At 39.5% G+C, this 25,651-nt stretch carries 21 protein-coding genes; 12 read left to right on the top strand and 9 right to left on the bottom strand.

Annotation, left to right across the window (positions count from 1 at the left end; translation table 11 throughout):
• The first annotated feature begins 98 nt into the window (after nucleotides 1-98).
• On the top strand, nucleotides 99-1,724 hold the full coding sequence (locus tag HDF25_RS10405; RefSeq protein WP_184624693.1) for an ABC-F family ATP-binding cassette domain-containing protein: 1,626 nt from the start codon (nucleotides 99-101) through the stop codon (nucleotides 1,722-1,724).
• Between the two features lie 74 nt (nucleotides 1,725-1,798).
• Here HDF25_RS10405 and HDF25_RS10410 read toward each other — a convergent pair whose 3' ends face one another.
• Entirely contained in the window at nucleotides 1,799-2,701 is a 903-nt protein-coding gene (locus HDF25_RS10410; protein WP_184624694.1) for a polysaccharide deacetylase family protein, read from the bottom strand.
• Between the two features lie 76 nt (nucleotides 2,702-2,777).
• Here HDF25_RS10410 and HDF25_RS10415 point away from each other — a divergent pair, with 76 nt between their 5' ends.
• Nucleotides 2,778-2,981, top strand: a complete 204-nt coding sequence (locus HDF25_RS10415) for a hypothetical protein (protein WP_260409355.1) — start codon at nucleotides 2,778-2,780, stop codon at nucleotides 2,979-2,981.
• Between the two features lie 79 nt (nucleotides 2,982-3,060).
• On the opposite strand, the gene HDF25_RS10420 is transcribed toward HDF25_RS10415, so the two are convergent.
• A complete protein-coding gene (locus HDF25_RS10420) occupies nucleotides 3,061-4,545 on the bottom strand; it encodes an alpha/beta hydrolase-fold protein (protein ID WP_221450889.1) in 1,485 nt (494 codons plus the stop codon).
• Nucleotides 4,546-4,971: 426 nt separating this feature from the next.
• A complete protein-coding gene (locus HDF25_RS10425) occupies nucleotides 4,972-6,165 on the bottom strand; it encodes a GTP-binding protein (protein ID WP_184624696.1) in 1,194 nt (397 codons plus the stop codon).
• Between the two features lie 231 nt (nucleotides 6,166-6,396).
• Here HDF25_RS10425 and HDF25_RS10430 point away from each other — a divergent pair, with 231 nt between their 5' ends.
• The 4 genes from HDF25_RS10430 to HDF25_RS10445 are packed head-to-tail and all read left to right on the top strand — an operon-like array spanning nucleotide 6,397 to nucleotide 9,151.
• Nucleotides 6,397-7,026: an ABC transporter ATP-binding protein gene (locus tag HDF25_RS10430; protein ID WP_184624697.1), complete on the top strand. Its 630-nt coding sequence runs from the start codon at nucleotides 6,397-6,399 to the stop codon at nucleotides 7,024-7,026.
• On the top strand, nucleotides 7,023-8,255 hold the full coding sequence (locus tag HDF25_RS10435) for an ABC transporter permease (protein ID WP_184624698.1): 1,233 nt from the start codon (nucleotides 7,023-7,025) through the stop codon (nucleotides 8,253-8,255). The genes HDF25_RS10430 and HDF25_RS10435 overlap by 4 nt, the downstream gene beginning before the upstream one ends.
• Before the next feature lie 12 nt (nucleotides 8,256-8,267).
• Nucleotides 8,268-8,705, top strand: a complete 438-nt coding sequence (locus tag HDF25_RS10440; protein WP_184624699.1) for a hypothetical protein — start codon at nucleotides 8,268-8,270, stop codon at nucleotides 8,703-8,705.
• 14 nt (nucleotides 8,706-8,719) lie between these two features.
• Nucleotides 8,720-9,151, top strand: coding sequence for a Fur family transcriptional regulator (locus HDF25_RS10445; protein ID WP_184624700.1), 432 nt, complete (start codon nucleotides 8,720-8,722; stop codon nucleotides 9,149-9,151).
• Between the two features lie 51 nt (nucleotides 9,152-9,202).
• Here HDF25_RS10445 and HDF25_RS10450 read toward each other — a convergent pair whose 3' ends face one another.
• The 3 genes from HDF25_RS10450 to HDF25_RS10460 form a co-directional block, all read right to left on the bottom strand.
• A complete protein-coding gene (locus HDF25_RS10450; protein WP_184624701.1) occupies nucleotides 9,203-9,493 on the bottom strand; it encodes a YXWGXW repeat-containing protein in 291 nt (96 codons plus the stop codon).
• 461 nt (nucleotides 9,494-9,954) lie between these two features.
• Nucleotides 9,955-10,455, bottom strand: a complete 501-nt coding sequence (locus HDF25_RS10455) for a peptidylprolyl isomerase (protein WP_184624702.1) — start codon at nucleotides 10,453-10,455, stop codon at nucleotides 9,955-9,957.
• Nucleotides 10,456-10,466: 11 nt separating this feature from the next.
• A complete protein-coding gene (locus HDF25_RS10460; RefSeq protein WP_184624703.1) occupies nucleotides 10,467-12,479 on the bottom strand; it encodes a thioredoxin domain-containing protein in 2,013 nt (670 codons plus the stop codon).
• A gap of 155 nt (nucleotides 12,480-12,634) precedes the next feature.
• Here HDF25_RS10460 and HDF25_RS10465 point away from each other — a divergent pair, with 155 nt between their 5' ends.
• From HDF25_RS10465 to HDF25_RS10475, 3 genes are read left to right on the top strand one after another with little or no spacing between them, the layout of a single operon-like run.
• Nucleotides 12,635-13,504 (top strand): pirin family protein, encoded by an 870-nt coding sequence (locus tag HDF25_RS10465; protein ID WP_184624704.1) that lies wholly within the window; start codon nucleotides 12,635-12,637, stop codon nucleotides 13,502-13,504.
• A gap of 4 nt (nucleotides 13,505-13,508) precedes the next feature.
• The gene (locus HDF25_RS10470) at nucleotides 13,509-13,817 is read left to right on the top strand and encodes a GNAT family N-acetyltransferase (protein WP_184624705.1); all 309 of its coding nucleotides are present in this window, start codon (nucleotides 13,509-13,511) and stop codon (nucleotides 13,815-13,817) included.
• 26 nt (nucleotides 13,818-13,843) lie between these two features.
• Complete coding sequence (locus HDF25_RS10475) at nucleotides 13,844-14,608, top strand: arylamine N-acetyltransferase family protein (protein WP_184624706.1); 765 nt, start codon at nucleotides 13,844-13,846, stop codon at nucleotides 14,606-14,608.
• Here the strand turns inward: HDF25_RS10475 and HDF25_RS10480 are convergent.
• The 3 genes from HDF25_RS10480 to HDF25_RS10490 all read right to left on the bottom strand — a co-directional run bounded on the left by HDF25_RS10480 (nucleotide 14,601) and on the right by HDF25_RS10490 (nucleotide 16,931).
• Nucleotides 14,601-15,209 carry a YiiX family permuted papain-like enzyme gene (locus HDF25_RS10480; protein ID WP_184624707.1) on the bottom strand — a complete coding sequence of 203 codons (609 nt, stop codon included), beginning with the start codon at nucleotides 15,207-15,209 and terminating at the stop codon, nucleotides 14,601-14,603. The genes HDF25_RS10475 and HDF25_RS10480 overlap by 8 nt on opposite strands.
• Nucleotides 15,210-15,260: 51 nt before the next feature.
• On the bottom strand, nucleotides 15,261-16,472 hold the full coding sequence (locus HDF25_RS10485; RefSeq protein WP_184624708.1) for a DUF3472 domain-containing protein: 1,212 nt from the start codon (nucleotides 16,470-16,472) through the stop codon (nucleotides 15,261-15,263).
• Between the two features lie 93 nt (nucleotides 16,473-16,565).
• Nucleotides 16,566-16,931 (bottom strand): DUF1801 domain-containing protein, encoded by a 366-nt coding sequence (locus HDF25_RS10490; protein WP_184624709.1) that lies wholly within the window; start codon nucleotides 16,929-16,931, stop codon nucleotides 16,566-16,568.
• Nucleotides 16,932-17,123: 192 nt separating this feature from the next.
• Between HDF25_RS10490 and HDF25_RS10495 the strand changes: the two genes are divergently transcribed.
• The 3 genes from HDF25_RS10495 (at nucleotide 17,124) to HDF25_RS10505 (ending at nucleotide 25,460) form a co-directional block, all read left to right on the top strand.
• The gene (locus tag HDF25_RS10495; RefSeq protein ID WP_184624710.1) at nucleotides 17,124-21,014 is read left to right on the top strand and encodes a DUF5977 domain-containing protein; all 3,891 of its coding nucleotides are present in this window, start codon (nucleotides 17,124-17,126) and stop codon (nucleotides 21,012-21,014) included.
• Between the two features lie 56 nt (nucleotides 21,015-21,070).
• Complete coding sequence (locus HDF25_RS10500) at nucleotides 21,071-24,439, top strand: DUF6443 domain-containing protein (RefSeq protein WP_184624711.1); 3,369 nt, start codon at nucleotides 21,071-21,073, stop codon at nucleotides 24,437-24,439.
• Between the two features lie 643 nt (nucleotides 24,440-25,082).
• A complete protein-coding gene (locus HDF25_RS10505; RefSeq protein WP_184624712.1) occupies nucleotides 25,083-25,460 on the top strand; it encodes a DUF2750 domain-containing protein in 378 nt (125 codons plus the stop codon).
• Nucleotides 25,461-25,651 lie beyond the last annotated feature (191 nt).

A 25,651-nucleotide genomic window follows, 5' to 3' on the forward strand; every position in this document is an offset into this window, starting at 1 on the left:
CAGACAAAAATAACATTTAACAACCGAACTAATGAATCCGATTCGGTCTAAGCATTTTATTAAATAATCGTTACCTTTGCGGCTTATTTTTGTGCAATATGATTTCAGTTTCTAATTTATCCCTGCGTTACGGAAAACGCACCCTATTTGAAGATGTTAACCTAAAGTTCACTCATGGCAATTGCTATGGTGTAATCGGAGCAAATGGTGCAGGTAAATCAACCTTCTTGAAGATCCTGTCCGGAGAAGTTAGTCAGACTAGTGGTAGTGTAGCTTTTACTCCTGGTGAGCGTATGGCTGTTTTAAAACAGAATCACTATGAATATGATGAGTTCTCAGTTCTTGAAACCGTAATGATCGGTCACAAGGAATTGTATGACATCATGAAAGAAAAAGATGCGATCTATTTAAAAGAGGATTTCTCTGATAAAGATGGTGAGCGTGCAGGTGAACTGGAAAACAGATTTGCAGAAATGGATGGCTGGAACATGGAAAGCAATGCAGCGACCATGCTCAGCAACTTAGGTATTAAAGAAGAATTTCATTATAAACTCATCAAAGAACTGGATGGTAAACAAAAAGTACGTGTCTTATTGGCTCAGGCACTTTTTGGAAATCCGGATATCCTGTTACTGGATGAGCCTACGAATGACCTGGATATAGAAACTATTGCCTGGTTAGAGAACTTCCTGGCAGATTACCAGAGCATTGTATTGGTTGTATCCCACGACAGGCACTTTTTAGATGCGGTTTGTACGCATATCGTAGATATTGACTTCAGCAAAATGAGTACTTACTCAGGTAACTATACTTTCTGGTATGAGTCAAGTCAGCTGGCCTTAAAACAACGCAGTGACCAGAACAAGAAACTGGAAGAAAAAGTAAAAGAACTACAAGAATTTATTCAGCGTTTCAGTGCGAATGCATCCAAGTCAAAACAGGCTACTTCGCGTAAGAAAGCATTAGATAAAATTGACCTTTCGGAGATTAAACCATCCAGCCGTAAATATCCGGCTATTATGTTTAATAATACGGGGGGCCGTGAAGCCGGTGATCAGATCCTTCAGGTAGAAAACCTTTCCTACAGCGTAAACGGAGAGTACTTATTCAAAAACGTCAACTTTATGGTTAACAAGGGCGATAAAATTGCTATTGTTTCTCAGAACAGTTTGGCTACTACAGCCTTTTATAATGTACTGACCGGCCGTGATCAAAACTATAAAGGAGACTTTAAATTTGGTGTAACCATCGTTCCGGCGGATATTCCAAATGATAACTCAGCCTATTTTGAAGGAAAAGACATGAACCTGGTTGACTGGTTAAGAGAATACTCTGACACTGATAAAGACGAGCAGTTTGTAAGAAGTTTCCTGGGCAGAATGCTGTTCTCGGGAGAAGAAGTACTTAAAAACTGTAAAGTACTGTCAGGAGGCGAGAAAATGCGTTGTATGTTCTCTCAAATGATGTTAAAACAGGCTAACTTATTATTATTTGATGAGCCAACCAATCACCTGGATCTGGAATCAATTACCGCTTTAAACAACGGTATGAAAGATTTTAAAGGTACTATCCTGTTTACCTCACGAGATCATGCCTTAACTGAATCAGTTGCAACCAGAGTTATTGAATTAACGCCGAACGGATCAATCGATAAGATGATGAGTTATGATGATTATATCAATAGTGAAGATGTAGCTCAGCTAAAAGCTGACTTATATAAATAAGTCAGAACAATAACAGAAAAGGGGTTGAACATATTTTTGTTCAACCCCTTTTTTATATCTGATTATTATCGGTTCTACAGTCTTGAAGAGCTAACCTCTTTAGCAGAAAAAGCTTTAACTTTCTTCTTATTGAAGCTTTTTTGTAAGCTGTTATACAAATTCTTAGCCGTATAATGTCCGGGATCAATAATCCTTCTGATCGTATAAATCGGGTTAACCTCATCTCTTGGCGTAGACAGGATAAATGCAGCTTTAAAACCATGTTCTTTTAACCGGCTTAAACTGGATGCTTTAAAAACCCCATAGGGATAAGCGAAATATTCGACTTTTTTTCCTGTTAATTTCTCCAATGTCCTGGTGGGCTCATCTATCTGTATTTTCCAGTCTTCCTCCGTAAACTGGGCAAAGTTTTTATGGTTCCAGGTATGACTGGCAATCACATTTCCTTCATCTGACAACTCTTTAATCTGTGCTTTGCTCATGTACCTTGGTCTTCCAATCGATACAGTCATAATAAAAAAGACACCTTTAAAACCATATTTTTTCAGTTCTGCAGCACCTACCGTATATTGATCCAGATCAGTATCATCAAAAGTAATCATGATAGGTTTTGCCGGTAACTTTGCCCCATAGGTTAGATAAGCATGCAACTGATCCGGTAAAATTGTATGATAACCACTATCAGCCAGCATTTTCATATGGGCCCTGAAATTTGCCGGGGGGATGATATCATCATGTGCCCTTTTCGAATCTGATGCTTTCCAGTCCCTGATCTGATGATAACACAAGACGGGTATTTCCGGACGTTCCATAATCGTTTTAGCGTCTGCAGGCGAAGAATTGGATATTTCTTTTGAAGACTCAGCTACACTGACTGTATCCCGGGCTGCCTTTACCTCTTCCTTTTTGGCAGTCTGATGACAGGAAAACAGAAGTGGTATCAAAAAGAGCGACAAGCTTTTATTGTATGGTTTCATGGCTACAAAAATAATAATAACGATTTATAGCCTGTTTAAATTTATCAGATAATTTTAAACAGGCTCCAATAAAAATTTGTTAGATTTAAGTATGGAAAAAGAAGAAATAAAAACAATTCTGGAAACAATTGAAATGCAGGTTAGTTCTTCTATTCTAGGAGGAATGGAAGAAGCCTACGAAGAACTGGAGCGAATGGGCTACATTCTTATCCACCCGGATAGTGCTCACACCTCTGCAACAATTACTCAAAAGGGAGAAGACTTCCTGGAGAACTATTAAAAAAGAATGCCTGAATAGATAAATCATTATTCAGGCATTTTACAAATACCCGTTTCCAGTTAGTACATTACCAATCGTCCTATCTGGCTGATTTATTTTTAATCAGCCATTGTTTATACCTCTCTCCCAGAAAATTCACGGTATCATCCATATACTCTTTTGTACTTACTGTGAAATGATCCCCAGGATAGTATTTAAAAAGCACTCCGGCATTAATTGTCTTCATCTCCTGCTCCAGTAACTTAACCGGATAGTTAAGCAGAAAATTATCATCATTCCCTACAGAAATCCTTATTTTTCCATCCAGGTCCTGCCCTATAGCTTTCCAGTTAGTTCTAAGATATAAAGAGAGATCATATTTTTTCCAGCTCTCTGCTGTCATACGATTGATATTCCCGGTTTTGGGATCACAGATTGGCTCAGGTAAACCGTCTTTTCCTTTCCGGCTAAATACGGCTTCAAAGGAATGCTGTTGTTCCCCTCTTGAAATTACATTTTCAACCTGATACATCTCTTTGAGATAAGAAAATGGAAACCTGCCGGCAACTGTACCACCAGGATTTACCTGCCCCTTACTATCGTAAAATAAATTAGTATCCCTATACAGGTCTACCTTGGCAAAACTTCTGAAGTCAACATAATCCGGGCTACTGGCTGCGGTAGCTAAAAACACTTTCGGATAATGGATCTGCAACCATAATACAGACCATCCGCCACTGCTATGTCCCATCAACATTCTTGCCCCGTTACAACGATATTTTTGCTCTAGTAAAGGAATCAGTTCCTGTGTCAGTGCATCTCCCCATGGCCCGTTATTTTCACTATTGGCATAGGCCGAATGTCCCAGGTTACAATTCCCGTCCAGAAATACCCGGATCACCGGTTCGGCTGGCGACCCCTCTAATAAAAGATGTCTGCTACTATTTGCAGCCATATAATGATAATCAGCTCCATAACCAAAAATCAGAAAAACAACAGGAAATTTCCGTTTTGGGTCTTTGTAATATTCAATCGGTAATTGTACCGCTGCGTTCAGTGTATAATCTTTATGATAAAAATCACTCAATAGTTTTGAGGGCGCCTTCAGTTCTTTCATCAATTCAGACTCCTGGAACACCAGCCCTGGAACGACCTGATCTGCCCTGATGTCAAAAGACTTACTGAGATCTTTGGTAATCAGAATCTTTTGTGGTGTACTGACTAAATTACCCGGACTTGTTGCAATCGCTCTTCCGCCCAGGTCCAGGTCCCATACAGCCTGAATGTAATACGTTCCCCGTTCTATATCAGAAGGTAAAACCGGATAAGCTGTAGCATGATCATCAATCAAAATACTTTCACCAGGTTTAACCCCACTGACACTAACTGAAAAACAAGTTAAAGGTTCAATACCGATAGAAGCTTCTGTTGGTCTGGGGTTATTTTTTGATAAATACAGAAAAACCTTCCCTGTAAAAGGCCGGTTGAGTGCTGCTGGAGAATAACTGACTTTAAATTGTTGAGCGAAACTACCCAGGGATACAGAAAAGATCAAAAACAGCAGTAAACAAGTTCTTTTTATCATATTATGCAGCATATTAATTCAATCCTAAATATACAACACAATGACGATATTAATTAATTCTAAAAAAATAACCCAAAAAAACCAAAAGCACCGTAACGGGTGATGAATCCGTTACCAGTGCTTTCCTATTAACTAAATAATGAAGACCAAATATAATACAAACGCAACACAATTGCAACTACATTGCATTAATAATTTATTTATTATTGAAATCAACCTTTCGGGTACCAGTTAGCTCAGTTTATGGTCAGGCTTTGGAACCAACCAGCTTTGAAATGGTTTTATACCGTGGCAAGTCCATGCATTCTAACTAGTTAAAATACATGGACTTGCCACGGATAGAAACTGTGCCGATACTGGTTCAGTCCCGACCACAACTGCACTACAACCCGAACAGTACCCTAACAGTAAAGCATTAAATCCGGCTTACTGGATTACATTCGCAAAAGGATTATCAAATACACCTAGCTTAACCTCTTTATCCGTCATCAGACATGCATGGAGCTGCCCGTGTAATTCTTCCTTTTGAAGATCCTGCGCAATAAATACCAGTTCATTCATCCGGTCTCCAAAATCTTTATCCCAGCGGATTTCAATTTCCTTTCTGTTCTCAGTAAAATCCAGATAATTGAGTCTTTCGGATGGTAGCATACTCGCCCACCAGGTGCCCGCACTTTCAATTCGCAATGAACCTCCTGCCTGTGAAAAATTCAATGCCCGGTCTGGCATTGGTCCCAGCCAGAATAATCCTTTAGTCCGGATAATATTCGGCGGGAACTGCAGATTGAGGTAATTCCACAAACGCACCGGATGAAAAGGTCTGGAAGAACGAAATACAGTACTGCTAATCCCATACTCCTCCGTTTCGGGCAAATGCTCCGAGTTCAGTTCTTTAATCCACCCCGCTCCCTGCGAAGCTTCGTCAAAATCAAACAAACCCGTATTTAATATTTCCTTCAGATCTACTTTACCAAATGAAGCAGGTATCTGTCTGGCTGAAGGATTTAATTTTTTGATCACCGCTTTTAATAACAACAAATCCTCAGCAGAAATCAGATCGGTTTTGTTCAGGATAATCACATTGGCAAATTCAATCTGATCTGTCAGCAGATTGACAATCGTCCGCTGATCGGCCAGATCATCTACCCATGCCCTGTCAACCAGTTTTTCATTCGTCCCAAAATCTCTTTTAAAATTAAAGCAGTCCACTACAGTAACCATCGTATCGAGTCTGCTAAACTTACTCAGGTCAATATTCAGCTCCTCATCTATATAATTAAAGGTCTGCGCCACAGGCACAGGTTCTGAAATACCCGTACTTTCAATGATCAGATAATCAAAGCGGTTTTCTTTAGCCAGTTTCTCCACTTCTGCAATCAAATCTTCGCGTAACGTACAGCAAATACAGCCATTACTCATTTCCACAAGCTTTTCTTCCGTTTTGGACAACATATTTCCGCGTTCAATCGTGTTCGCATCAATGTTAATCTCACCCATATCATTCACAATCAAGGCAACCCTCAGATTTTGTTTGTTATGCAGGATGTGATTCAGTAAAGTTGTTTTTCCGCTTCCCAGGAAGCCGCTGAGTACTGTTACAGGTAATAATTTCGTTTTCATCTATCGGAATCTTTTATGCAATTAAGTTGCAAATATATTAAAGACTACATTAAATGCAATTTAATTGCATTTATATTGACGATCAGATAACAATTCAAAAAACACACCGTTCTGCTATTAAAAGCGGTAGCAAACTCTTTACACATAATCTATATGCAATCAACTTGCATATAGTACTTTTACCAAATAATAAGTGTATAATATAAAGGCCCTATTAAAAGATAAACACAAATGATATCCATTCAATCAGTTTCACATAGTTATGCCGGTGCCCAGCGCATCAGCTTTAAAGACTGGGAAATCAACAACGGCGAACAATGGCTGCTCCTGGGAGAATCAGGCAGCGGTAAAACTACCCTCCTGCACATTCTGACCGGAATCCTGAAACCAGCCCAGGGTGAAGTCAATATGGACGGCACCTCTGTCTATGCACTTTCTTCCAGGGCACTGGATCAGTTCAGGGGCAGAAATATAGGGATTATCTTTCAGCGGCCGCACCTGATCAAAAGCCTTACTATTACAGAAAACCTCGTTTTGGCACAAAGTTTCGCCTCTCTCCCGGAAAATCTGAACAGGGTAAATGAAGTCCTTGAGTCTTTAGGCATAGCAGCAAAAAAGAATGCCTATCCAGATGAATTAAGCCAGGGACAATTGCAGCGAGTATCTATAGCAAGAGCTGTGATCAATAAACCAGCCTTACTGATTGCTGATGAACCGACTTCTAGTCTGGACGACAAAAATGCAAAGGCCGTACTAGACCTGCTGATGCAGCAATCCGGTTTAAACCAGGCTACCCTGATCGTAGCCACCCATGACAAAAGAGTTAAAGATGCCTTTACCAATACTTATCAATTAATATGAGCCCCTTAAAAATCAGCTGGAAAAGTTTATGGTCTAAACCATTGTCTTCCGCATTAAATATTATGCTTATTGCTTTTGGTACCGGCATTCTGACCATTCTGCTTTTAGCTTCGAGACAGATCGGAGAAAAACTAGATAACAATGCCAAAGATATTGACCTGGTTGTCGGTGCGAAGGGAAGCCCGCTTCAGTTAATCCTCAGCAGTATCTATTATATAGATTTCCCCACCGGTAATATCCCATTAAAAGCCGCGCAGGAACTGGCGCACAGCCCTTTTGTTAAAAAAGCAGTTCCGCTTGCGCAGGGCGATAATTACCAGGGTATCAGAATAGTAGGCACAGACAGTAATTTTGTCAGCATATACAAACTGAAAACTGCCACGGGTAAATTCTGGAAAGAAGATTTTGAAGTCACTATAGGTTCAACTGTAGCCCAGAATCAGAAACTAAAACTAGGAGATACTTTTTTTGGGGCCCATGGTCTGACCGGCAGCAGTGATATCCATAAAACACATGCCTATAAAGTAGTCGGAATCTTAACCCCGCAGGGTAATGTGACTGATAATCTGATCCTGACTAATATCTCGAGTGTCTGGAAAATGCACGAGGACCATGAGAAAGAAGAAGCCGCAGAACATCATCATACTGCCGAAAAACAACGCCCTGACCAGGCAGAACACCAGGATGAGAAAGAAATCACTGCCCTGCTGATCCAGTACCGCTCTCCGATGTCTGTGGTGATGTTTCCCAGAATGGTCAACTCTTCAACTAATCTACAGGCTGCCTCTCCTGCGATGGAAAGTACACGTTTGTTCTCACTCATTGGTGTTGGCGTGGATACCTTACAATGGTTTGCAGCACTGATTATGCTGATTGCTGCCATCAGTGTTTTTGTCAACCTGTACAATTCTTTAAAAGAGAGAAGTTACGATCTGGCCATCATGCGGACACTGGGTGCTTCGCGGGGACAGCTGTTTTGCATCGTTATTTTTGAAGGTATACTACTGACACTGGCAGGCACGGTTATTGGTGTAGTCCTGGGTCATTTAGTACTTCAATTTATTGGAAATTACCAGGAAAGCAGTCAGGCCAGGTTAAGCGGTTTCATTTTCCTGAAAGATGAAATTTATTTATTTGCGGCAGGCCTGGCGATTGGTATATTTGCATCCATTATTCCTGCGTTGCAGGCTTACCGGTCAAATATTTCTAAGATATTGTCTAAAAACTAAAATGAAATTCTAATGAAACAATTGATCCTGATATTTTTGCTTTTTACCGGTTATGCCGTAAAAGCACAACATAACCCAAATGATCAGATTACATCCAGTAACTGGGATGTGATAGGAAGTGTCGATTTTAAGATTGTAAAGGATTCAGAAATGTATGTTGTATATAATCCGGAAATTAAAAAACACGCCAATAAACCATTTGAGCTGGAGGGCTATTTAGTTCCGATTAAAGACGGGATGAAACAAACTAAATTTATGCTTTCTACCCTTCCGATAAATCAGTGTTATTTCTGCGGAAAAAATGGAGTACCAATTATGGTGATGGTTGAGCTTGCTGAACCCATTAAATTCACCTACCAGACTATTACTATTAAGGGAACACTGAAATTAAGTGCCGGAAACGCCATGGACAACCCTCCGATAGCTTTAGTAAATGCAAAGTCAATCTAATCAGTATAAATCCAATGAAAATCGATCCTACTAACATCCTGAAAGAACACTCACTGAAACATACCAAACAAAGGGTACGTGTTTTGGAAGAGATAGCTTTAGATACTGTTGCCATTTCACAACCTGAACTGGAAAAAAAGCTGGGTAAGGAAATTGACAGGGTAACACTTTACCGTATATTAAATATTTACGAAGACAAAGGAATCCTGCACCGGATTATGGATATGAACGGAACAGCAAATTATGCAATCTGCTCTTCTGCCTGTTCTGAGGATCATCACCATGATGAGCATATCCATTTTAACTGCACCAGCTGTCACAAAATATATTGTCTGGATGTAGCAGTCCCGCACAGCACGATGCCTAAAGGGTTCACCGCAAAAACAGTGAATACTACCGCTTACGGGATTTGCGACAAGTGTAATCAGATGATAAAAAAAGATTAAATTCTATAAAAAAAAGAATCCCAATGAATATTCATTGGGATTCTTTTTTAGCTATCGCCAGTGCCCTCTGTGCCACGCGTAGCCATGTCTTGCCCGACCCCAATATCCCTGAACATAAACATGATTAGGTCTTGGTCTTACATAATAACCATTGACATGTACATATCCTCCACCCCTCCATTCCCATTCGCCAGGTACCCAGTAGGCATTTGGATAAGGAACAGCCGGACGTACGTACACCGGTTCAACAGGACGGCTGTCGACATAGTAAGCAGGAGCGCATGAAGCAAAAAACATGACTGTTAACGACATTAACACAATAATATATCCTATCCTTTTCATATCTGATTGATTAAATTTAACTAGCTTCTGTTTTTACCAGCAGTGTCTATAGTAGTGGTAATGGTGTCTGTAATAAACCTCAGGTCCATAATAATGATAATAGGCCGGGCGTGCGTAAAAAAATGGCCTTTCAACAATAACTGGCCTATGAACAATCACGATTCTGGGATGATAGTGGTAGGAATAAATAGTTTCGGTTACAGGTTGAGCTTTGGCTAACTGCACAAAAGATGTCATGATTAATGCTGCGATGAAAAACTTAATGAGTTTCATAAAATTCAAATTAAATAAACACTTATAATCATTCTGACTAAGACTGATGAATAAGGTTTAACCTGAAAATCTATTTCGGTTAGAGCCAAAAAAAAGGGATTTAAGTTTTACCTTAAATCCCTTTTTTAAATCCTGTTTCCCCCGACTAATAATCGGGAACTAAACAGTATACTTATATATTATCTGGACTAGTGTCCTGAATGTCCATCAGCACCGTGTGCATGACCATGACTTAATTCTTCTTCAGTTGCTTCACGTACTGAAAGAATTTTACCACCAAAAATCAGGTTTTTACCAGCCATCGGGTGATTCAAATCTACCGAAATAGTTGTATCATGAATAGCAGTTACTCCAGCTCTGAAGTGATTTCCTTCGTTATCCTGTAAAGGAATAACATCACCTACGTTAGGAAGGTCAACATCTTTGAACATATCTTTAGGCAGGTCAGCGAAAGCTCCCGGATCTAAATCTCCGTAACCATCAGCTGCGCTCAGCTCAAATTTATACTCATCACCAACATTTAATCCATTTAAATGCTCTTCAAATTTAGGTAACATCATACCTGTACCGTATAAGAAAACCAACGCGTTTTGCTCATCAGCTTTTTCTACGAAAACTTGTTGTCCCTCTTCATTAGTCGTATGCAATTCGTACGTTAATGAAACTACTGTATTGGGTTTAATACTCATTGGAATCTTATTTAGTTAATTAATTTTAATGCTTCTTCAACTGTTGTAACAGGCAGCTGACATGATTTATTTCGGCAAATATAGATTTTTGTTTCAATGCTTTGCTTATCTTTTAACAAAGGAAGTGCAGAATTTGTTCCCGACAGTACAATTTTATTTGGGATATACCTCTGGTCCAGCTCTTTCTTTATCTCAACAGCCGAATCACCTGTTATTGCAATTTCATTGATTCCAAACACTTCATTCATCAACTGAATAGCCCAGTTGGAATAAGCAGAGCCGTAGGTTTTGATCTGGGCATGTACCGCAGCCAGCATCTTATCAGCTTTATCAGTATATCGGGCTTCATCAAATAACAAGCCCAGTTGCTTCAGATTTTGCGCCATCACAGAATTGGCAGCCGGAATCACATTGTCCATGATCTCATGTTTACGTGCAATCAGCGTTTCACTGTTAGCCGCCGTATAGAATAACATCGGACTATCCAGATCACGGAAATTACTTAAAACCAAATCAGTCAACCTTTTAGCTTCCGTTAACCAGCGCTCGTCAAAATCAGCCTCATATAAGGCCAGCAGAGCAGAGATAAAAAAGGCATAGTCATCCAGGAAAGCCGTAATAGAAGCCTTATTATGTTTATAATTCCGGTATAAGCCCCCGTCCTCGGTACTCAGATCGGACAGGATAAAATCCGCAGCTTTTTTAGCGGCCAGATAAAATTCTTCCCTATCAAAGATCTGACTGCTTTCGGCCAGTGCTTTAATCATCATTCCGTTCCATGCAGTCAGACATTTATCATCCAGTCCGGGAGGTACCCTCTTCTGACGGACGGCCATCAACCTTTCTTTAGCACGTTTCAGTTTCACTGAAAAATTCTCATAGGAAAGGCCTTTTGATTCGGCAAATTCCTGGGCAGTCTGTTTCCGGAGCAGGATATTCACTTCCTCTTCTTCCCAGTTGCCCCTTGCAGTAACATTAAAGTAATCCGCAATCAGTGCTGCATCTGTATCCAGTACTTTCTCAATTTCCAGCAAGTCCCACACATAAAATTTACCTTCTACCCCTTCACTGTCTGCATCCAGGGCAGCATAAAACAATCCTTTGGGAGAAGTCATTTCTCTTTCTACCCAGGTTAGGGTTTCAATAACCACATCTTTAAATAAAGGATGCCCCGAGAGCTGATAAGCTTCAGCATATAAACTAACCAGCTGTGCATTGTCATAAAGCATTTTCTCAAAATGAGGAACATGCCAGTTGCCATCTACAGAATACCTGGCGAAACCGCCTCCAAGCTGATCGTAAATCCCTCCCAGCGCCATCTTCTCGAGTGTTAACAACGTAGCTACATGGGTGGCATTATCCTTCATTAAATGGCTGTAACGTAATAAAAAGAGCCAGTTATTAGGCAAAGGGAATTTAGGCGCACGGTTATATCCCCCTTCGGTCATATCAAAATTACGCTTCCAGGGCATGGTAATATCATGCAGGTCTTTGGTGGTATAAGGATCAGTTTTCAGCTGATGAACCACTTTCTCCGAATTGCGGATTCCGGCTGTCAGCTGTTCTGCATATTGTTCAGCTTTACCGGGTTCAGTTTCCCATAAATCTGCAACATTCACTAAAATATTAATCCAGTCTTCTTTTTTAAAATAAGTACCTCCGTAGATTGGCCGCTGATCCGGTAAACAGATACAGTTCAATGGCCATCCGCCACTCCCGGTCATCAGCTGTATCGCCAGCATATAGATCTGGTCAATATCAGGACGCTCTTCGCGGTCTACTTTAATACATATAAAATGTTTGTTCATTACTTCTGCCACCTCGTGCAGTTCAAAGCTCTCACGTTCCATCACATGACACCAGTGACAGGCTGAATAGCCTATGCTCACCAGGATCAGTTTATTTTCCCTTTTTGCTTTTGCTAATGCTTCTTCACCCCATTCATACCAGTTTACAGGATTATAGGCATGCTGTAAAAGGTAAGGCGAAGAGGCATGGATTAAACTATTAGGTTCAAGATTCATAGTAACAAAGATAAAAACAATTCTGCTGGAGCTCAATACTTCTTATCCTATATCAATTAATTTCAGCACCGGGCCAGGTACCTTTGTAGGTAAGAAATGATAACATAAGTGATTCAGCTTTTGTTCATTCTTATCTAAAAACAAGGAGAAATAAAATGAAAAAATTAATTGAGAAAATCGTGACAAAACCTGGTCGTCCGGGAATGGTGGGTGATGGATTCAGAGTATTTAACTATATCCCTGGAGCAAACATCCCTCAGCAAAGAATTAGTCCGTTTTTATTACTTGATTTTAATGCGGAGTACGATTTCGGCCCTTCAGATCATATCAGAGGCGTAGATGTACACCCGCACAAAGGTTTTGAAACCGTAACCATTGCTTATAAAGGCAGCATTGCACACCATGACAGCAGCGGTAACAGCGGAATCATCAACTCGGGGGATGTACAATGGATGACTGCCGGTGACGGAATCCTGCACAAAGAGTACCACGAAGAAACATTTTCTAAAACAGGAGGTCCTTTCGAAATGGTTCAGCTTTGGGTTAACCTGCCTAAAAAAGACAAATCCACTCCTGCACATTACCAGGCCTTAACAGCCGATGGAATGGGAAAAGTAGAATTGCCGGATCAGGCTGGTATAGTTAATGTCATTGCCGGTAATTTGAATGGCGTGGCAGGACCTGCTGAGACTTATACTCCCCTGAATTTGTTTGATATCAAACTGAATGAGGGTGGTGAATTGAATACGAGTATAACTGCCGGACACAATACTGCTTTATTAGTTGTAAACGGTAGTATAGAAGTAAACGGCGAAATAGCCGGAGAGCACAGTTTTGTATTATTTGAGAACAAAGGAGAAGAAATCCAAATCAAAGCTAATCAGAAAAGTGTTATCTTGTTACTGAGCGGAGAACCGATCAATGAACCCATTGTAAGTTATGGTCCGTTTGTAATGAATACTGAACAGGAAATTCATCAGGCTATTGATGATTTCAACAGTGGTAAATTTGGCGTATTGAATTAATGATATGAATGAGGAATATGTAAACCTTCCCCTGGTTAAGAATCAGGAAAAGAATCGTTTTGAACTGAAAATAGGTGATTATACCGTGTTCATTGACTACAAAGAACGTAGCCGGAAAATCTGGCTGATTCATACCGAATCTCCTGAAGAATTAAAGGGTAAAGGTGCAGCGACAGCAGTAATTGAAAAAACGCTGGCTTATATTGAAGAAAACGGATATAAACTTATTCCCATCTGCCCGGTAGTGGTAGCGTACCTGAAACGCCATACGGACTGGAACAGAATTTTAGATGCGAGTGTAGAACCTTTTTAGGTTCTGCACTTTGTAATACCATAAGTATGATCGTTCAGCAATACCTAGACAGAATACAATATCAGGGAGAAGTTTCGGCTAATCTTCAGGTACTTAAAAAATTAATGAAGGCACATTTGTTAAATGTGCCTTTTGAAAATCTGGATATCCATCGTAAAGTATGGATTGAGCTGGATGCGGAAAAGATTTACAACAAGATAGTCAGGAAGAACAGGGGTGGTTTCTGTTATGAACTGAATGGAAATTTCTATCAGTTATTAATGCATATAGGTTTCCAGGTAGAGATAATCGGTGCGCAAGTATATTTTCCTGCCCAGAAAACCTATTCCCCACCAACAAGCCACATGGCTTTACTGGTTCATCTTGATGGAGAGACCTATCTGGTTGATGTAGGCTTTGGAGATTTTGTTTCAGAACCTATAAAAATCGGTACAGCCACTCATCATACTGATCCCTGCGGACAGTTTAAACTGACACAAACAGATAGTTATCATTACCTGGTTGAAAAATACAATGAAACTGAAGCGGTGTTCGTTCCCCAATACATTTTTACCAGGATCCCTTATTTACTTCATGATTTTACCCATAGCTGTTATTATCAGCAGTTATCCCCAGATTCACATTTCACACAGAATAAGGTTTGTTCGCTGCTGACCAGTACAGGAAGAAAAACAATTACACAATCGAAATTTATCATTACTGTCAACGGGAATAAAACAGAAGAACTTATTACCGATGAGCAGGAATTCAACTTATTACTTCAAAAGGAATTTAACATTTCTCTTAATTGACCATGGTCAGTAATTTGCTGTTGAAAATGGAAACCGGCGAAATCACAGTTTCCTGCATTGGAATATGATTACCATATCTTTCCTTCAGCTTTTTCCTGACGATGGGGTTCGTTAAATCAAAATCGCGGAGCTTTTCCAGTTTTCCGACTTCCAGTCCGGTAGCCCGCTGGTAGATTTTCCAGATCAGTTCGGAGCAGTAGATTTTATCATCCGACCAGTCAAAAGCCAGATCATAAGCTTTACCACTGAATTGCGCACCGATCTTTTTCATCTCTGCTATTTTTTGCAGGGTTAGTATCTGCTTTGCATTTTTAAGCCGTTTAACGACATAGCTTCTCCCTTGTCCCCTGTTTATCCATAGTTTTAAAGGTGTACGTTTTACCTGACTGATCGCTTCCAGGACATAATACCCGTCTTTGTCTTTAAAGATTAACCCGCAATGCGAATACCTGGATTTGGTAGCCAGCTGGATGGCTTTGCTTTGTGCGGATAATGAAGTTTGAAAGATAAGATCTCCTTCTGCGAGGTGATCGGTCTTTGTTTGTGCGTACAGACCCGTCGATAAAATCAGCGCTGTCAGTAATAGTATAATTCCCTTCATATCCAAAAAATTGTAGTGTAGCATCTGTCTGAAAGATGCTACACTACAATACTATTGAATATTTACAGTAACCGGTGCAGACACACCGTTAAATATATCAGTTATTGTTACTCTTGCAGTATTGATCCCGGCTCCTAAAGTTGTAGTAATTGTCGCCTTTCTTTTCTCTGGCAAAACTTCATTTACAGTTTGTATTACAGTTCCCGAGGCATTCAGAATTTCTACTTTAGAAGAAAACTGGGGGCTCAGGTTAGCAGTTACATTCCAGTTCACCACAACTGATCCGCCGCTGTATTTAGCAGTCACTCCATAAACAGAACCTACAGTTAATACAGGCTGTGATCCCTGATTGGTCTGATCCGGTAAGCTCAAAGTTCTGCCGGTTCCAAAAGCTGCTGATGGTGTTACATTCCCTCCGTGCTCCATGAAATAGGCATCTTCTGTGGCATCGTATCCGGCATTGAAACTACGGTCATAAATACCGTTCCTGCCAGCGTCATTCGCATTGGCACTAAAAGATCTGCTGCTGTGTTTCTGCCATACATTACTTGTATTCAGATTCCAGCAATCTTTAAAAAAGGCCTTACGTTCAAATCTTCCGTCATTGGCAGGATTAGTTCCGTCCCAGTTTTCGAGGAAAGCATCATTACCCGATCCAAGGAACTGTGTTCTCTCAGGAATGGCTAGTGTAGAAGTATGAAACCAGGTTCCTGAAGATAAATTCTGGATAAATGTACCGACGAAAAGTTCTCCATTTAGTTTCCACGAACGTATCGCAATATTATACCAGGTGTTCAGCACCCATTTATAAGGGTTAATGGTTTTGTATCCGTCCCCTTCACCACCAAAGCGACTGGAAACAGTTCCTGCACCGGTATAAGCAACCCTTGCATAGATCTTTCCGGCAGTATTTGGATCCCATAAGGAAGCAATCAGAATATTTGGTGTCCCGAATGATTTATCAGGTGTTTGCTGCAAACCATTGTAACCACCTGCAAAATTATTAACAGAGAAATATTCAGTATTCGCGGATTTGGTGATTTTTACTTTCTGCATTTTGAGTATAGCATCCGAAGGGAAAGTAAAAAACAAATGTTGTGAGGGAGCAGCATTTTCGCCAGCGGCAGCTACTGCTTGCTGATCAGGAGATTTACCAGAAGGTCCGGCAGCCGGCAGAACTGCTGATTTTTGACAACTCATAAAAATCGTCATGGCATAAACTGAGATCCCCAGAGTTAAGGAGTTTTTAAAAAGGTTTTTCATAATTATAGGTTTTGGGTTATAAACTATAATTTAAGAGAAACAAAAGCTATAATCACGAAAAACTATCGCGCAAACGTTTGATTTACAATAGAATCAAGGTTTATGTAATTTCAGCTCAGCAATTTTTATGGCCTCGTTTAATATCTCACGAATACGCACAACCGGTAAGTCTTCCGCTGCATTAAATGGCATAATCTTCATTCTTGCCCGCTTTTCAAGGATTAATTCGGGGTGATCCAGTTTTTTTCCGTCCACCAGACCGATATAAGGTTGACCAGTCTTTTTATTTACCCACAGATAACAGAACATTTTCTTTTTATAGTAAAAGAAAGGCATTCCGTATTTCCATTCAGGAGAAATCGACTCGTTCTGTTTCAGAATGAGATCTCTGAGCGCAAGCAGACAACCCCGTAGTGGTTCATCTTTTTGCAGATAAAAATTGTCCAGTTCTTTTGACATGCTGAACGAAAATAGTTAATTTATTTGTTTTAGTACCTGGTACTTCCTGTCATCGCTTTTCTCTAAAAGAATATGTACAACGCATATTATATCAATTGATTACAAATGTTGATAAGTTTTTGTACTAAATCTTATTAGTATAAAGTTAATTACCTGACGTTTATTAACTTAGCGTTATAATTGATTAACGCAATGAGAAAAATATTATTCGTAACTCTTTTGATTATGAGTTACTTACAGTCATATTCACAGAAAATCAGTACAGATCTGCCGAATGTAATGCCCCCCTCTCCAACAGCTACACAAATTGCAAAATATTCATTGATAGGACCAAGTTTGAGTACCGGAGCTGCTCATATGAGTATTCCGTTATATACTTACGGGACTAAAAACCTACAAGTCCCTGTCAGTCTGACTTATAGTTCCACAGGACTGGTAGTTAATCAGATTGCCTCGAGGGTTGGTCTGGGCTGGATGCTTGAAGGAGGTGGTTCAATCAGCCGTACTGTATATGGAAGAGAAGACGAGTCTGGAGGACGTGCGGTAACGCCGGCTGATTTTCCAGGCACAACCGGAGATCCGTTAAAAAGTTATATCACCTCAGTCGTAACGTCTCTATACGATACACAGCCAGACCTGTATAGTTTCAGTTTCGGAGGATATTCCGGCAGGTTTACTTTATTTGACGGGGTTGTTAAAAAACTGGAGCAGAACAACCTGATTATTACAGGCGATCCGACTAAGGGTTTTACAGTGATCACCCCTGATGGCATTAAATATGATTTTAAGGCTATTGAATCGTCATCGAACGGGAGACATGCAACAGCTGTAAATAATGCCTGGCATGTGACCAAAATTACACACCCTGAAGGCGATATTATCTATTTTAAATATAGCGATTGTCAATTCACCTATATATCATCTATTAATCAAACATTCACCCATTTGGATGGTGAACAGCATGTTGATGGAGGAAATACTTTTCCTTGTGATGATAGCCACCAGTACGTGGTAACCCCAAATCAGATCGTCAACAACGGGATGTATTTAACCGAAATCAGCAGTAACTCGCGTAAAGCTGGGATCCTGAAGTTATCTTATACCCCACGTGAGGATCTACCAGGCGACTATCGTTTAAGCCTGATCAGTCTATATGATGGCATAGGTAGCGGCGGTAATGTGGTGGCTAACACCTACTTTGGTAATACAGCAAAAAAATTTACAGAATTTGCTTACAATACAGTATCCAGTTCAACTACTGGCTATGATCAGACGGCTTCGGTAAATAAGCGCATGTTTCTTGCCAGTGTTACAGATGATGATAAATATTATTCCTTTGCTTATAATAATCTGGACATGCTTCCTCCAAGACTCTCCTATTCACAGGATGATTATGGTTATTATAATGGCAGAGCTAACCGGTCACTGGTTCCTCAGCCAAATGATCAGACGCTGATCAATGCCTTTACCAGTTATGGTTATGGAGACAGGCGTCCGGATGGAAACTTTTCAAAAATCGGTATGCTATCCAGGGTAAACTATCCTACTGGTGGATATGATTCTCTTGCCTACGAAGCCAATAAAGTATATATCTCAGCTCCGCCAAATTGTGATGTTCCGGATTCTACTTTTAGTATCAGTGTAAATGGTTATTCAAAAGACAGAGTCCCCCCCAGTATCAATTACAGCAAAGGATTTAAAGTTACCTGCCAGCAAACTGTTGTGGTGAATGTAGGTTGTGTTCCACAGACCCTTGCCGGAGACGGCCGTCCAGGTTATCCCGCAGGTGATTATTTAACTACCGTAGACCTGATTGACAACACAACAAACAAACCAATCAATTGGACTGACATTACGGGTCGATCACTACAGGCTGTTGTCGGTCAGTCGGTCGATTTTAATGTAGTACTGAAACCTGGTACTTATACGGTCAAAGTACTTGTTCAGGGCGACTCCAGGGGATATGCCAATTTTAGCTTTAACACCAGTTACGCTAAAAACGGTAATAAAGAGGTAGCCGGAGTAAGAATAAAAAGGATCCTTTCCTATAATCAGGCCAATGATCATTATGATATTAGAAAATTCACTTATGATACACTGAGCAATTCCAGATCCTCTGGGGTTTTAATGAATAGTGCTCCTTTATATCAGTACAGTTATACTTCGTACAGGAGCATAGGAGGCACAGGGACATTCTGTAATTATAAACAATGTTACTATACTAAGTTATCTTCAGCCAATTACTTTGAATCGAATGCCACCGGAAATAATATTTTCTATAAGAATGTAACAGAAAGTTTAGGTGATAATTTTGAAGGTGGAGGAACTGAGCACACGTTTTATGTTGGAAATGCCGATCCAAAATCACAGGGAGTATTACAAGGAAACCCTATTCCAGGTGCTCCGTTATCCAACTTGGGGATGTATTCAGGCAAAGAGCTTGGACAAAGGACATTCAAAAAACAAGGGACACAATTTATAACCTTAAAAAATGTAATCACTACCTATAAGGAGGACAGCCGTTTATCAGATTCTACATTCTACTACACACTGCAGGCTAATCCTTCCTGGGAGTCAACCTGTTTTACGATGTTTAACAACCTAAACGAATATTTCTGGTTAAATGTTTCTTATTATAAACTGGCAACCCGCTGGTTATACCCTTCTGCTATTCAAACTATTGTTTATGACTCCAATGGCCAGAATCCGGTAAGTTCGACAGAACTTTATTTTTATGACAATATCAGTCATCAATTGTTAAGCAGAACAAAAACTATCAATAGCAGAGGCGATACGATTTCCAAACAGAACTTCTATCCGATGGACGTCATCCCGGGCTTTGCTTCAAATGCCCAGGCAGCACAGACAGAACTGGTTAACCGGAATATCATTTCGCCTTTACTCTATCAGAAAACAAGTAAAAACAGTACTGTACTAAATACTTTAAGGGCCAACTATCTGATCTGGCCTAATAACCTTGTCCTTCCTCAAACTATAGAAACTCAGGATGGAACCAATCTTGCAGAGAAAAGGATATCGTTCAATAACTATGACATTAAAGGTAATATTCTTGAACAGCAAAAAATAAACGGTGCAAAACAGTCTTTCATATGGGATTATACAAATGCATTTGTAGTCGCAGCAGCCACTAATGCAGGTTATAACGAAATCGCTTATACTTCATTCGAAGCGGATAGCACCGGTAACTGGAGCGTTCCTTCAGTGGCCAGAGACAGTACGACCAGTATAACGGGTAGAAATAGCTATGCCTTATCTGGTGGTGCTATTAATAAAGGAGGTTTAACAAGTACAAATACTTATGTTTTGTCTTATTGGTTAAAAAGTAGTACACCACTTACTATAGTTGGTACACTTACAGGATATCCTAAAACCGGCCGCAGTTATAATGGCTGGACTTATTATGAACACCGGATTAGCGGAGTTACTTCAGTATCAGTGCAAGGTACCTCTCAAATCGATGAGCTACGTTTATATCCTTTAAAAGCACAGATGACTACCTACAGCTATCTGCCGTTGACCGGAGAAAGTGCAGTTAATGATCCGCAGAATAAGATCACTTATTATGATTATGATGCATTAAACCGTTTAAAAAATATCCGGGATCAAAACGGAAATATCATCAAAAGAACTGATTATAATTTTGCTGGTTATAGCGTTAACTACGGTGGTAAACTGATTTATCATAATGATGCACAAACAGGTACATACACAAGGAACAACTGTGGTGATGGCAACCTGGGTACGTCATTAAGTTTTACGATACCCGCAGGATCTTTCAGTTCAACTATTAGTCAGGCTGACGCAGATAGCCAGGCTATAGCCGCCCTGGGTACCCAGGGGCAGGCCAATGCCAATGCCAATGGAACCTGTATTATCTGTACCGGAGAAAGTAACAGAATAATCAATGGAGTATGCGAGGAAGGGGACAGAGTAAACGTTAAATCTGTTGGACGTGGCTCTAGTTATACCTGTACATATTATTATGTATTCTCAGATGGGTCGGTTACAGCTAATTACACTGAACAGAACACTACACCATGTCAATTAGGAAAGCTGCAGTAATCATGTCAGTTACATATAAAAAAACATTTACCTATCTCAATTTTAATGCTCCTATTATGGAAAAGGAATCAGGTCAATCCTTCAGCTACTTCAAATATATCCTGGCATGGGTAATCGCTTTGAACTGGTTTAATGCAAATGCACAGCAGAAGGATATCGTATTGAACAAGTATAGTAATCAAACAGAAATCACAGCTTCTGGGAGTGTAACACTCAACCCTGGCTTTGAAATTCCTGAAGGTAACAATGTCTGGATTTATACGGCAGTAAATTTTCTGAACTGTACTCCTTTTGCCGGAGGAAATCCAGGTTTATACCAGAATTACGTAAGTACACGGGTATTTAAGATTCCAGGTGTCTTTACGGAAACTGATGTCAATGCGGGTGGACGCAGTACTTGTGAAGTCAATCAGACTATTCAGTATTATGACGGACTGGGTCAGCCTTTGCAGACTGTTACCGTACAGGGAAGCCCGACTTTCAGAGATGTGGTTCAGCCGGTTGTTTATGATCCTTTTGGAAGAGAAAGTAAAAAGTATCTGCCATATGTAGCTACCTCTGCCAATAGCAATGGAGCATATAAACAAACTGCACTAACTGATCAGAACTCTTTTTATAGTAATCCTTCGGGCTGGTCAGCTCCTAATGTTACAGTGATGCCTAATGTGGCTTTCTCAGAAACGAAATTCGAGGACTCTCCATTAAACAGGGTATTGGAACAAGGTGCTCCAGGGGTATCATGGCAATTAAGTAACGGGCATACCTCAAAAATGGATTATGGCACGAATGCAGCATCGGATGTTAAATTGTGGACGGTTACTTCAAATGGAGCAACTGCAGGTTATTATCCGGCAGGGAGCTTAAACAGAACAACCTCAAAAGATGAAAACTGGGTCATTACAGATGGTAAAGGGGGAACAACTGATGAGTATAAGGATTTTGACGGGAATGTTGTTTTAAGACGGGTCTGGGAGAATGATACTAAGAGTCTTTCTACATATTATGTATATGACGATTATAATAATTTGAGGTATGTCCTGCCTCCGGCAGTGAATGAAAATGGTCAAAATCTGACTAGTTTTACTGAAAGTGATCCACTATTTGATCAGTTTATCTATGGTTATCATTATGACGGACGCCGCCGTGCTATAGAAAAAAAGATCCCTGGAAAGGGCTGGGATTATATTATATATAATCAGTTGGATCAGGTTGTATTGACTCAGGATGGAAACCAGCGTGCAAATAACCAATGGCTGTTTACTAAATATGATGCTTTAGGTCGGGTTATAATCACTGGTCTATACACAGATGCTAGTAGTAGGGCAGCTATACAGAGCACTGTTGATGTGCAGCCAGGAATTAATCTCCCGTTATGGGAACAAACAGACAATGCGAACAGCAATGGACTGGGTATAGGTTATACTAATCTATCTTTTCCTACGGCAGGAATAGCTTATTATCATGGCATTAACTTTTACGATGATTATGATTTTTACAACAATACTTTCGGACAGCCTTCCTCTTCTCAGGTAGCTGGCGAGCGTACCAAAGGACAACTGACAGGTACAAGGGTTACGGTATTAGGTACAAGTACCATGCTATTAACTACACGTTATTATGATGAAGAAGGACGTGTCATACAGACTAAGGCAGAAAACCATCTAGGCGGGTCAGACATTGTAGATAACATTTATGATTTTGCAGGAGAACTGACAGCAAGTACGAGGACACATTCAGCAAATGGGGCAACTACAGTTATTGCAACCCGTCAGGCTTATGATCATATGGGCAGGAAGAAAGCTACAATGGAGTCCATTAACGGAGCGACCGAAGTAGTACTGAATAAACTGGATTACAATGAAATTGGGCAGCTGATCAAAAAATCGGTACATAGTACGGATGGAGCAACCACTTTCCTCCAGAATAGCAATTACGCTTATAATGAAAGAGGCTGGTTAAAGGGTAATACTTCAGATCAGTTTAGTTATAAACTGGGTTATGATACTTTAAGTACTCCTCAGTATAATGGTAATATTGCCAGTCAGAACTGGGGTACGGGCAACCAATTTGTTTATAGTTATGATAAGCTCAATAGATTAATCAGTGGTACCAGTACAGGTGTTACCATGAGCGAAGTGCAGAGCTATGATCTAATGGGCAACATCAGCAGTTTGAGCAGAGACGGTGGTGCTGCTGGTGTTTATAGTTATACAGGTAACAGATTAACAAGTATTACAGGTGGTCCATTAACTACCGGAACCTATAGTTATGACGCAAATGGAAATACAACAACTGATGGAAGGAATGGCGTTACATTTACTTACAATGTATTGAACCTACCTTTGACAGTTACAAAAGCAGGACTGAATCTCGCTTATCTTTATGACGCTTCAGGGAATAAGCTGAAGAAAACAAGTAATGGTACTAGCCGGGATTATATTGGTGGTATTGAATATAATGGTACAGCAATAGATCTGATTCATAATGAAGAAGGTATAGCCAGGAAGATTGGTACAGATTATAGTTATGAGTATAATCTATCTGATAATTTAGGAAATATTCGATATACTTTCCATGTGAATCCGGTTACAGGACAGCTGGAGCGATTACAGAGTGATGATTATTATCCTTTTGGATTGCGTAAATCATCAGGAAGTCCTGTATCTTTAAATAATAAATACCTGTATAATGGAAAGGAATTACAGGATGAATTAGGCCAGTATGATTATGGGGCCAGGTTCTATGATCCCGTGATTGGCAGGTGGGGTGTTGTTGATGCAAAAGCAGAATTTGGCAAAAGATTTTCTCCATATAATTATGCTGAAAACAATCCAATAAGAAATATAGATCCCGATGGCAATTTTTGTATTCCTTGTTTAATTGAAATAGGGGTTGCTATATATGAAGCTGCAACAGCAGCAGAAGTTGTAACTGTTGGATTAGCTGCTACAACAACAGTAATAGCAGTAAAAGGAATTAATAGCTATTCAAGGAATAGAAATTATTCCGTTCAGGATGGTACCATGGTATCTATGAAAGCGCATAGTGAACCCGTAAAACTTGGTGACACTCCAGAAAATCCTCAACCAACCTCTCGTGCAGCAAGAAGAGATGCAATGAGAAAAGGAGGATTGCCTACAAGTCAACCATTACATGAAGATAAAGATTCTAATTCTAAGGATAAAGTCTACTTGGACAGGGATGGTGAAAATACTGTTCAAGATGCAAAAAACGACGAAAGTCATCCAGGACAGCCGCACTGGGAAGCTGGAAAAACAAAGAAAGATGAGAGTAAACCGGATGGATTAAATAGATCTGGACAAAAATCAAATAAGCCTCAGATGCAGAATGGGAACAAAGGAAAGTCTTATTATAATCCTGACGCACCCAAACCACAATTTAGTTTTAATAATATAATTTCATAGGATGAGTAGCAGTAACAATCGTTTAGATCTCTTAATTCGAAAAAATAAAGGAAAATCGTTATTGAATAAGTATAAAGAAATATTTTTTTTGTCAGGATTCAAAGAAGATGAATTAATATATATTGATTTAGATAAGTCTGATAAGTTATTGAGTTACATAAGAACCGTATTTCCCATGATTCAACAGAGTGTTGAGATATTATCAGAAAACAGTACATATCATGATTCAAAATTGTTAACATCAATATTTGTAAATCTTGATAGTTCTGATGGTTGTTATATATTCTCTGATGATGTTTACTACTGTGGTATGTATCTTACAGATGCAAAGTCCGTACAAGAACACTGTTTAAATGTAGCTAGACTCGGATATAGTAATACATGTTTCCTTCTTGATAAAGAGTTAAAGTTTTCGTTTACCATCAACTTTTATAATGAAGGAAGCATAGAATCAAAGAATAAATTTGATATACAGCTTAAATTGATAACGTAATTATTACTCATAGCTACTTGAACCTGTTGGAAATGGGACCTAAGTTTTTACCTCTAATCCCATTTACACACTTTATCGGATACTACCTTCATTAATATACTTAGAATACAATAAACCTTTTGACCATCTCCTTATCCAAACTAAGGCTATATGATAACAAATGAAGAAATCTTAAATGTCACCAAATTGGATGCATTTAACAGATATAAATATTTCATAAAAAAGGTAGTAGATGAAGAAAAAATCTATACTCTATCTTTCGAAAATGAAATTGCAGAGGTAAAAGATAATAAGTTGATTTCAGTTTGGAGTGCAGCTGAGTTTGCTAAGGAGTGTGCAATTCAAGAATGGGAAAACTATACAGTTACTGAGTTTAGTTTAGAGGAATTTAAGGATGATATTGGAGTATTTATTACAGAGAATAACCTTTTAATCAATGTTTTCTCTGTTGCTAATAAAACAGGGTTTATTGTAAACCAGAATGAACTTTGGAGAGATATTAATGACGAATTAGAGCAGTATGATTAATATCAAAAGTCTCATCTGTAAGGATACTTGAATCAACATTTAACAGCAACTTCCTTGATTGAATAAAAAAAAACGACATTAACAAAGCCAAGTTCCAAGGATCGCAGGCTTTGTTAATGCAGTTGAGAGAACTAAGGAGTACCTCGAGGCGAGGCAGCTTCCGTAGTATTACATAATTCGGGTAATACGGT

It is taken from the genome of Pedobacter cryoconitis (genome assembly GCF_014207135.1).
GTDB classification, from domain to species: Bacteria; Bacteroidota; Bacteroidia; order Sphingobacteriales; family Sphingobacteriaceae; genus Pedobacter; species Pedobacter cryoconitis_D.

Bases quoted from the DNA above. Each gene is read 5' to 3' on its own strand.
- HDF25_RS10465 (WP_184624704.1), top strand. From the start codon at position 12,635: ATGAAAAAATTAATTGAGAAAATCGTGACAAAACCTGGTCGTCCGGGA.
- HDF25_RS10405 (WP_184624693.1), top strand. From the start codon at position 99: ATGATTTCAGTTTCTAATTTATCCCTGCGTTACGGAAAACGCACCCTA.
- HDF25_RS10480 (WP_184624707.1), bottom strand. From the start codon at position 15,209: ATGAAGGGAATTATACTATTACTGACAGCGCTGATTTTATCGACGGGT.
- HDF25_RS10430 (WP_184624697.1), top strand. From the start codon at position 6,397: ATGATATCCATTCAATCAGTTTCACATAGTTATGCCGGTGCCCAGCGC.
- HDF25_RS10450 (WP_184624701.1), bottom strand. From the start codon at position 9,493: ATGAAAAGGATAGGATATATTATTGTGTTAATGTCGTTAACAGTCATG.
- HDF25_RS10420 (WP_221450889.1), bottom strand. From the start codon at position 4,545: ATGATAAAAAGAACTTGTTTACTGCTGTTTTTGATCTTTTCTGTATCC.
- HDF25_RS10490 (WP_184624709.1), bottom strand. From the start codon at position 16,931: ATGTCAAAAGAACTGGACAATTTTTATCTGCAAAAAGATGAACCACTA.
- HDF25_RS10470 (WP_184624705.1), top strand. From the start codon at position 13,509: ATGAATGAGGAATATGTAAACCTTCCCCTGGTTAAGAATCAGGAAAAG.
- HDF25_RS10505 (WP_184624712.1), top strand. From the start codon at position 25,083: ATGATAACAAATGAAGAAATCTTAAATGTCACCAAATTGGATGCATTT.
- HDF25_RS10500 (WP_184624711.1), top strand. From the start codon at position 21,071: ATGGAAAAGGAATCAGGTCAATCCTTCAGCTACTTCAAATATATCCTG.
- HDF25_RS10435 (WP_184624698.1), top strand. From the start codon at position 7,023: ATGAGCCCCTTAAAAATCAGCTGGAAAAGTTTATGGTCTAAACCATTG.
- HDF25_RS10475 (WP_184624706.1), top strand. From the start codon at position 13,844: ATGATCGTTCAGCAATACCTAGACAGAATACAATATCAGGGAGAAGTT.
- HDF25_RS10495 (WP_184624710.1), top strand. From the start codon at position 17,124: ATGAGAAAAATATTATTCGTAACTCTTTTGATTATGAGTTACTTACAG.
- HDF25_RS10425 (WP_184624696.1), bottom strand. From the start codon at position 6,165: ATGAAAACGAAATTATTACCTGTAACAGTACTCAGCGGCTTCCTGGGA.
- HDF25_RS10440 (WP_184624699.1), top strand. From the start codon at position 8,268: ATGAAACAATTGATCCTGATATTTTTGCTTTTTACCGGTTATGCCGTA.
- HDF25_RS10455 (WP_184624702.1), bottom strand. From the start codon at position 10,455: ATGAGTATTAAACCCAATACAGTAGTTTCATTAACGTACGAATTGCAT.
- HDF25_RS10445 (WP_184624700.1), top strand. From the start codon at position 8,720: ATGAAAATCGATCCTACTAACATCCTGAAAGAACACTCACTGAAACAT.
- HDF25_RS10410 (WP_184624694.1), bottom strand. From the start codon at position 2,701: ATGAAACCATACAATAAAAGCTTGTCGCTCTTTTTGATACCACTTCTG.
- HDF25_RS10485 (WP_184624708.1), bottom strand. From the start codon at position 16,472: ATGAAAAACCTTTTTAAAAACTCCTTAACTCTGGGGATCTCAGTTTAT.
- HDF25_RS10460 (WP_184624703.1), bottom strand. From the start codon at position 12,479: ATGAATCTTGAACCTAATAGTTTAATCCATGCCTCTTCGCCTTACCTT.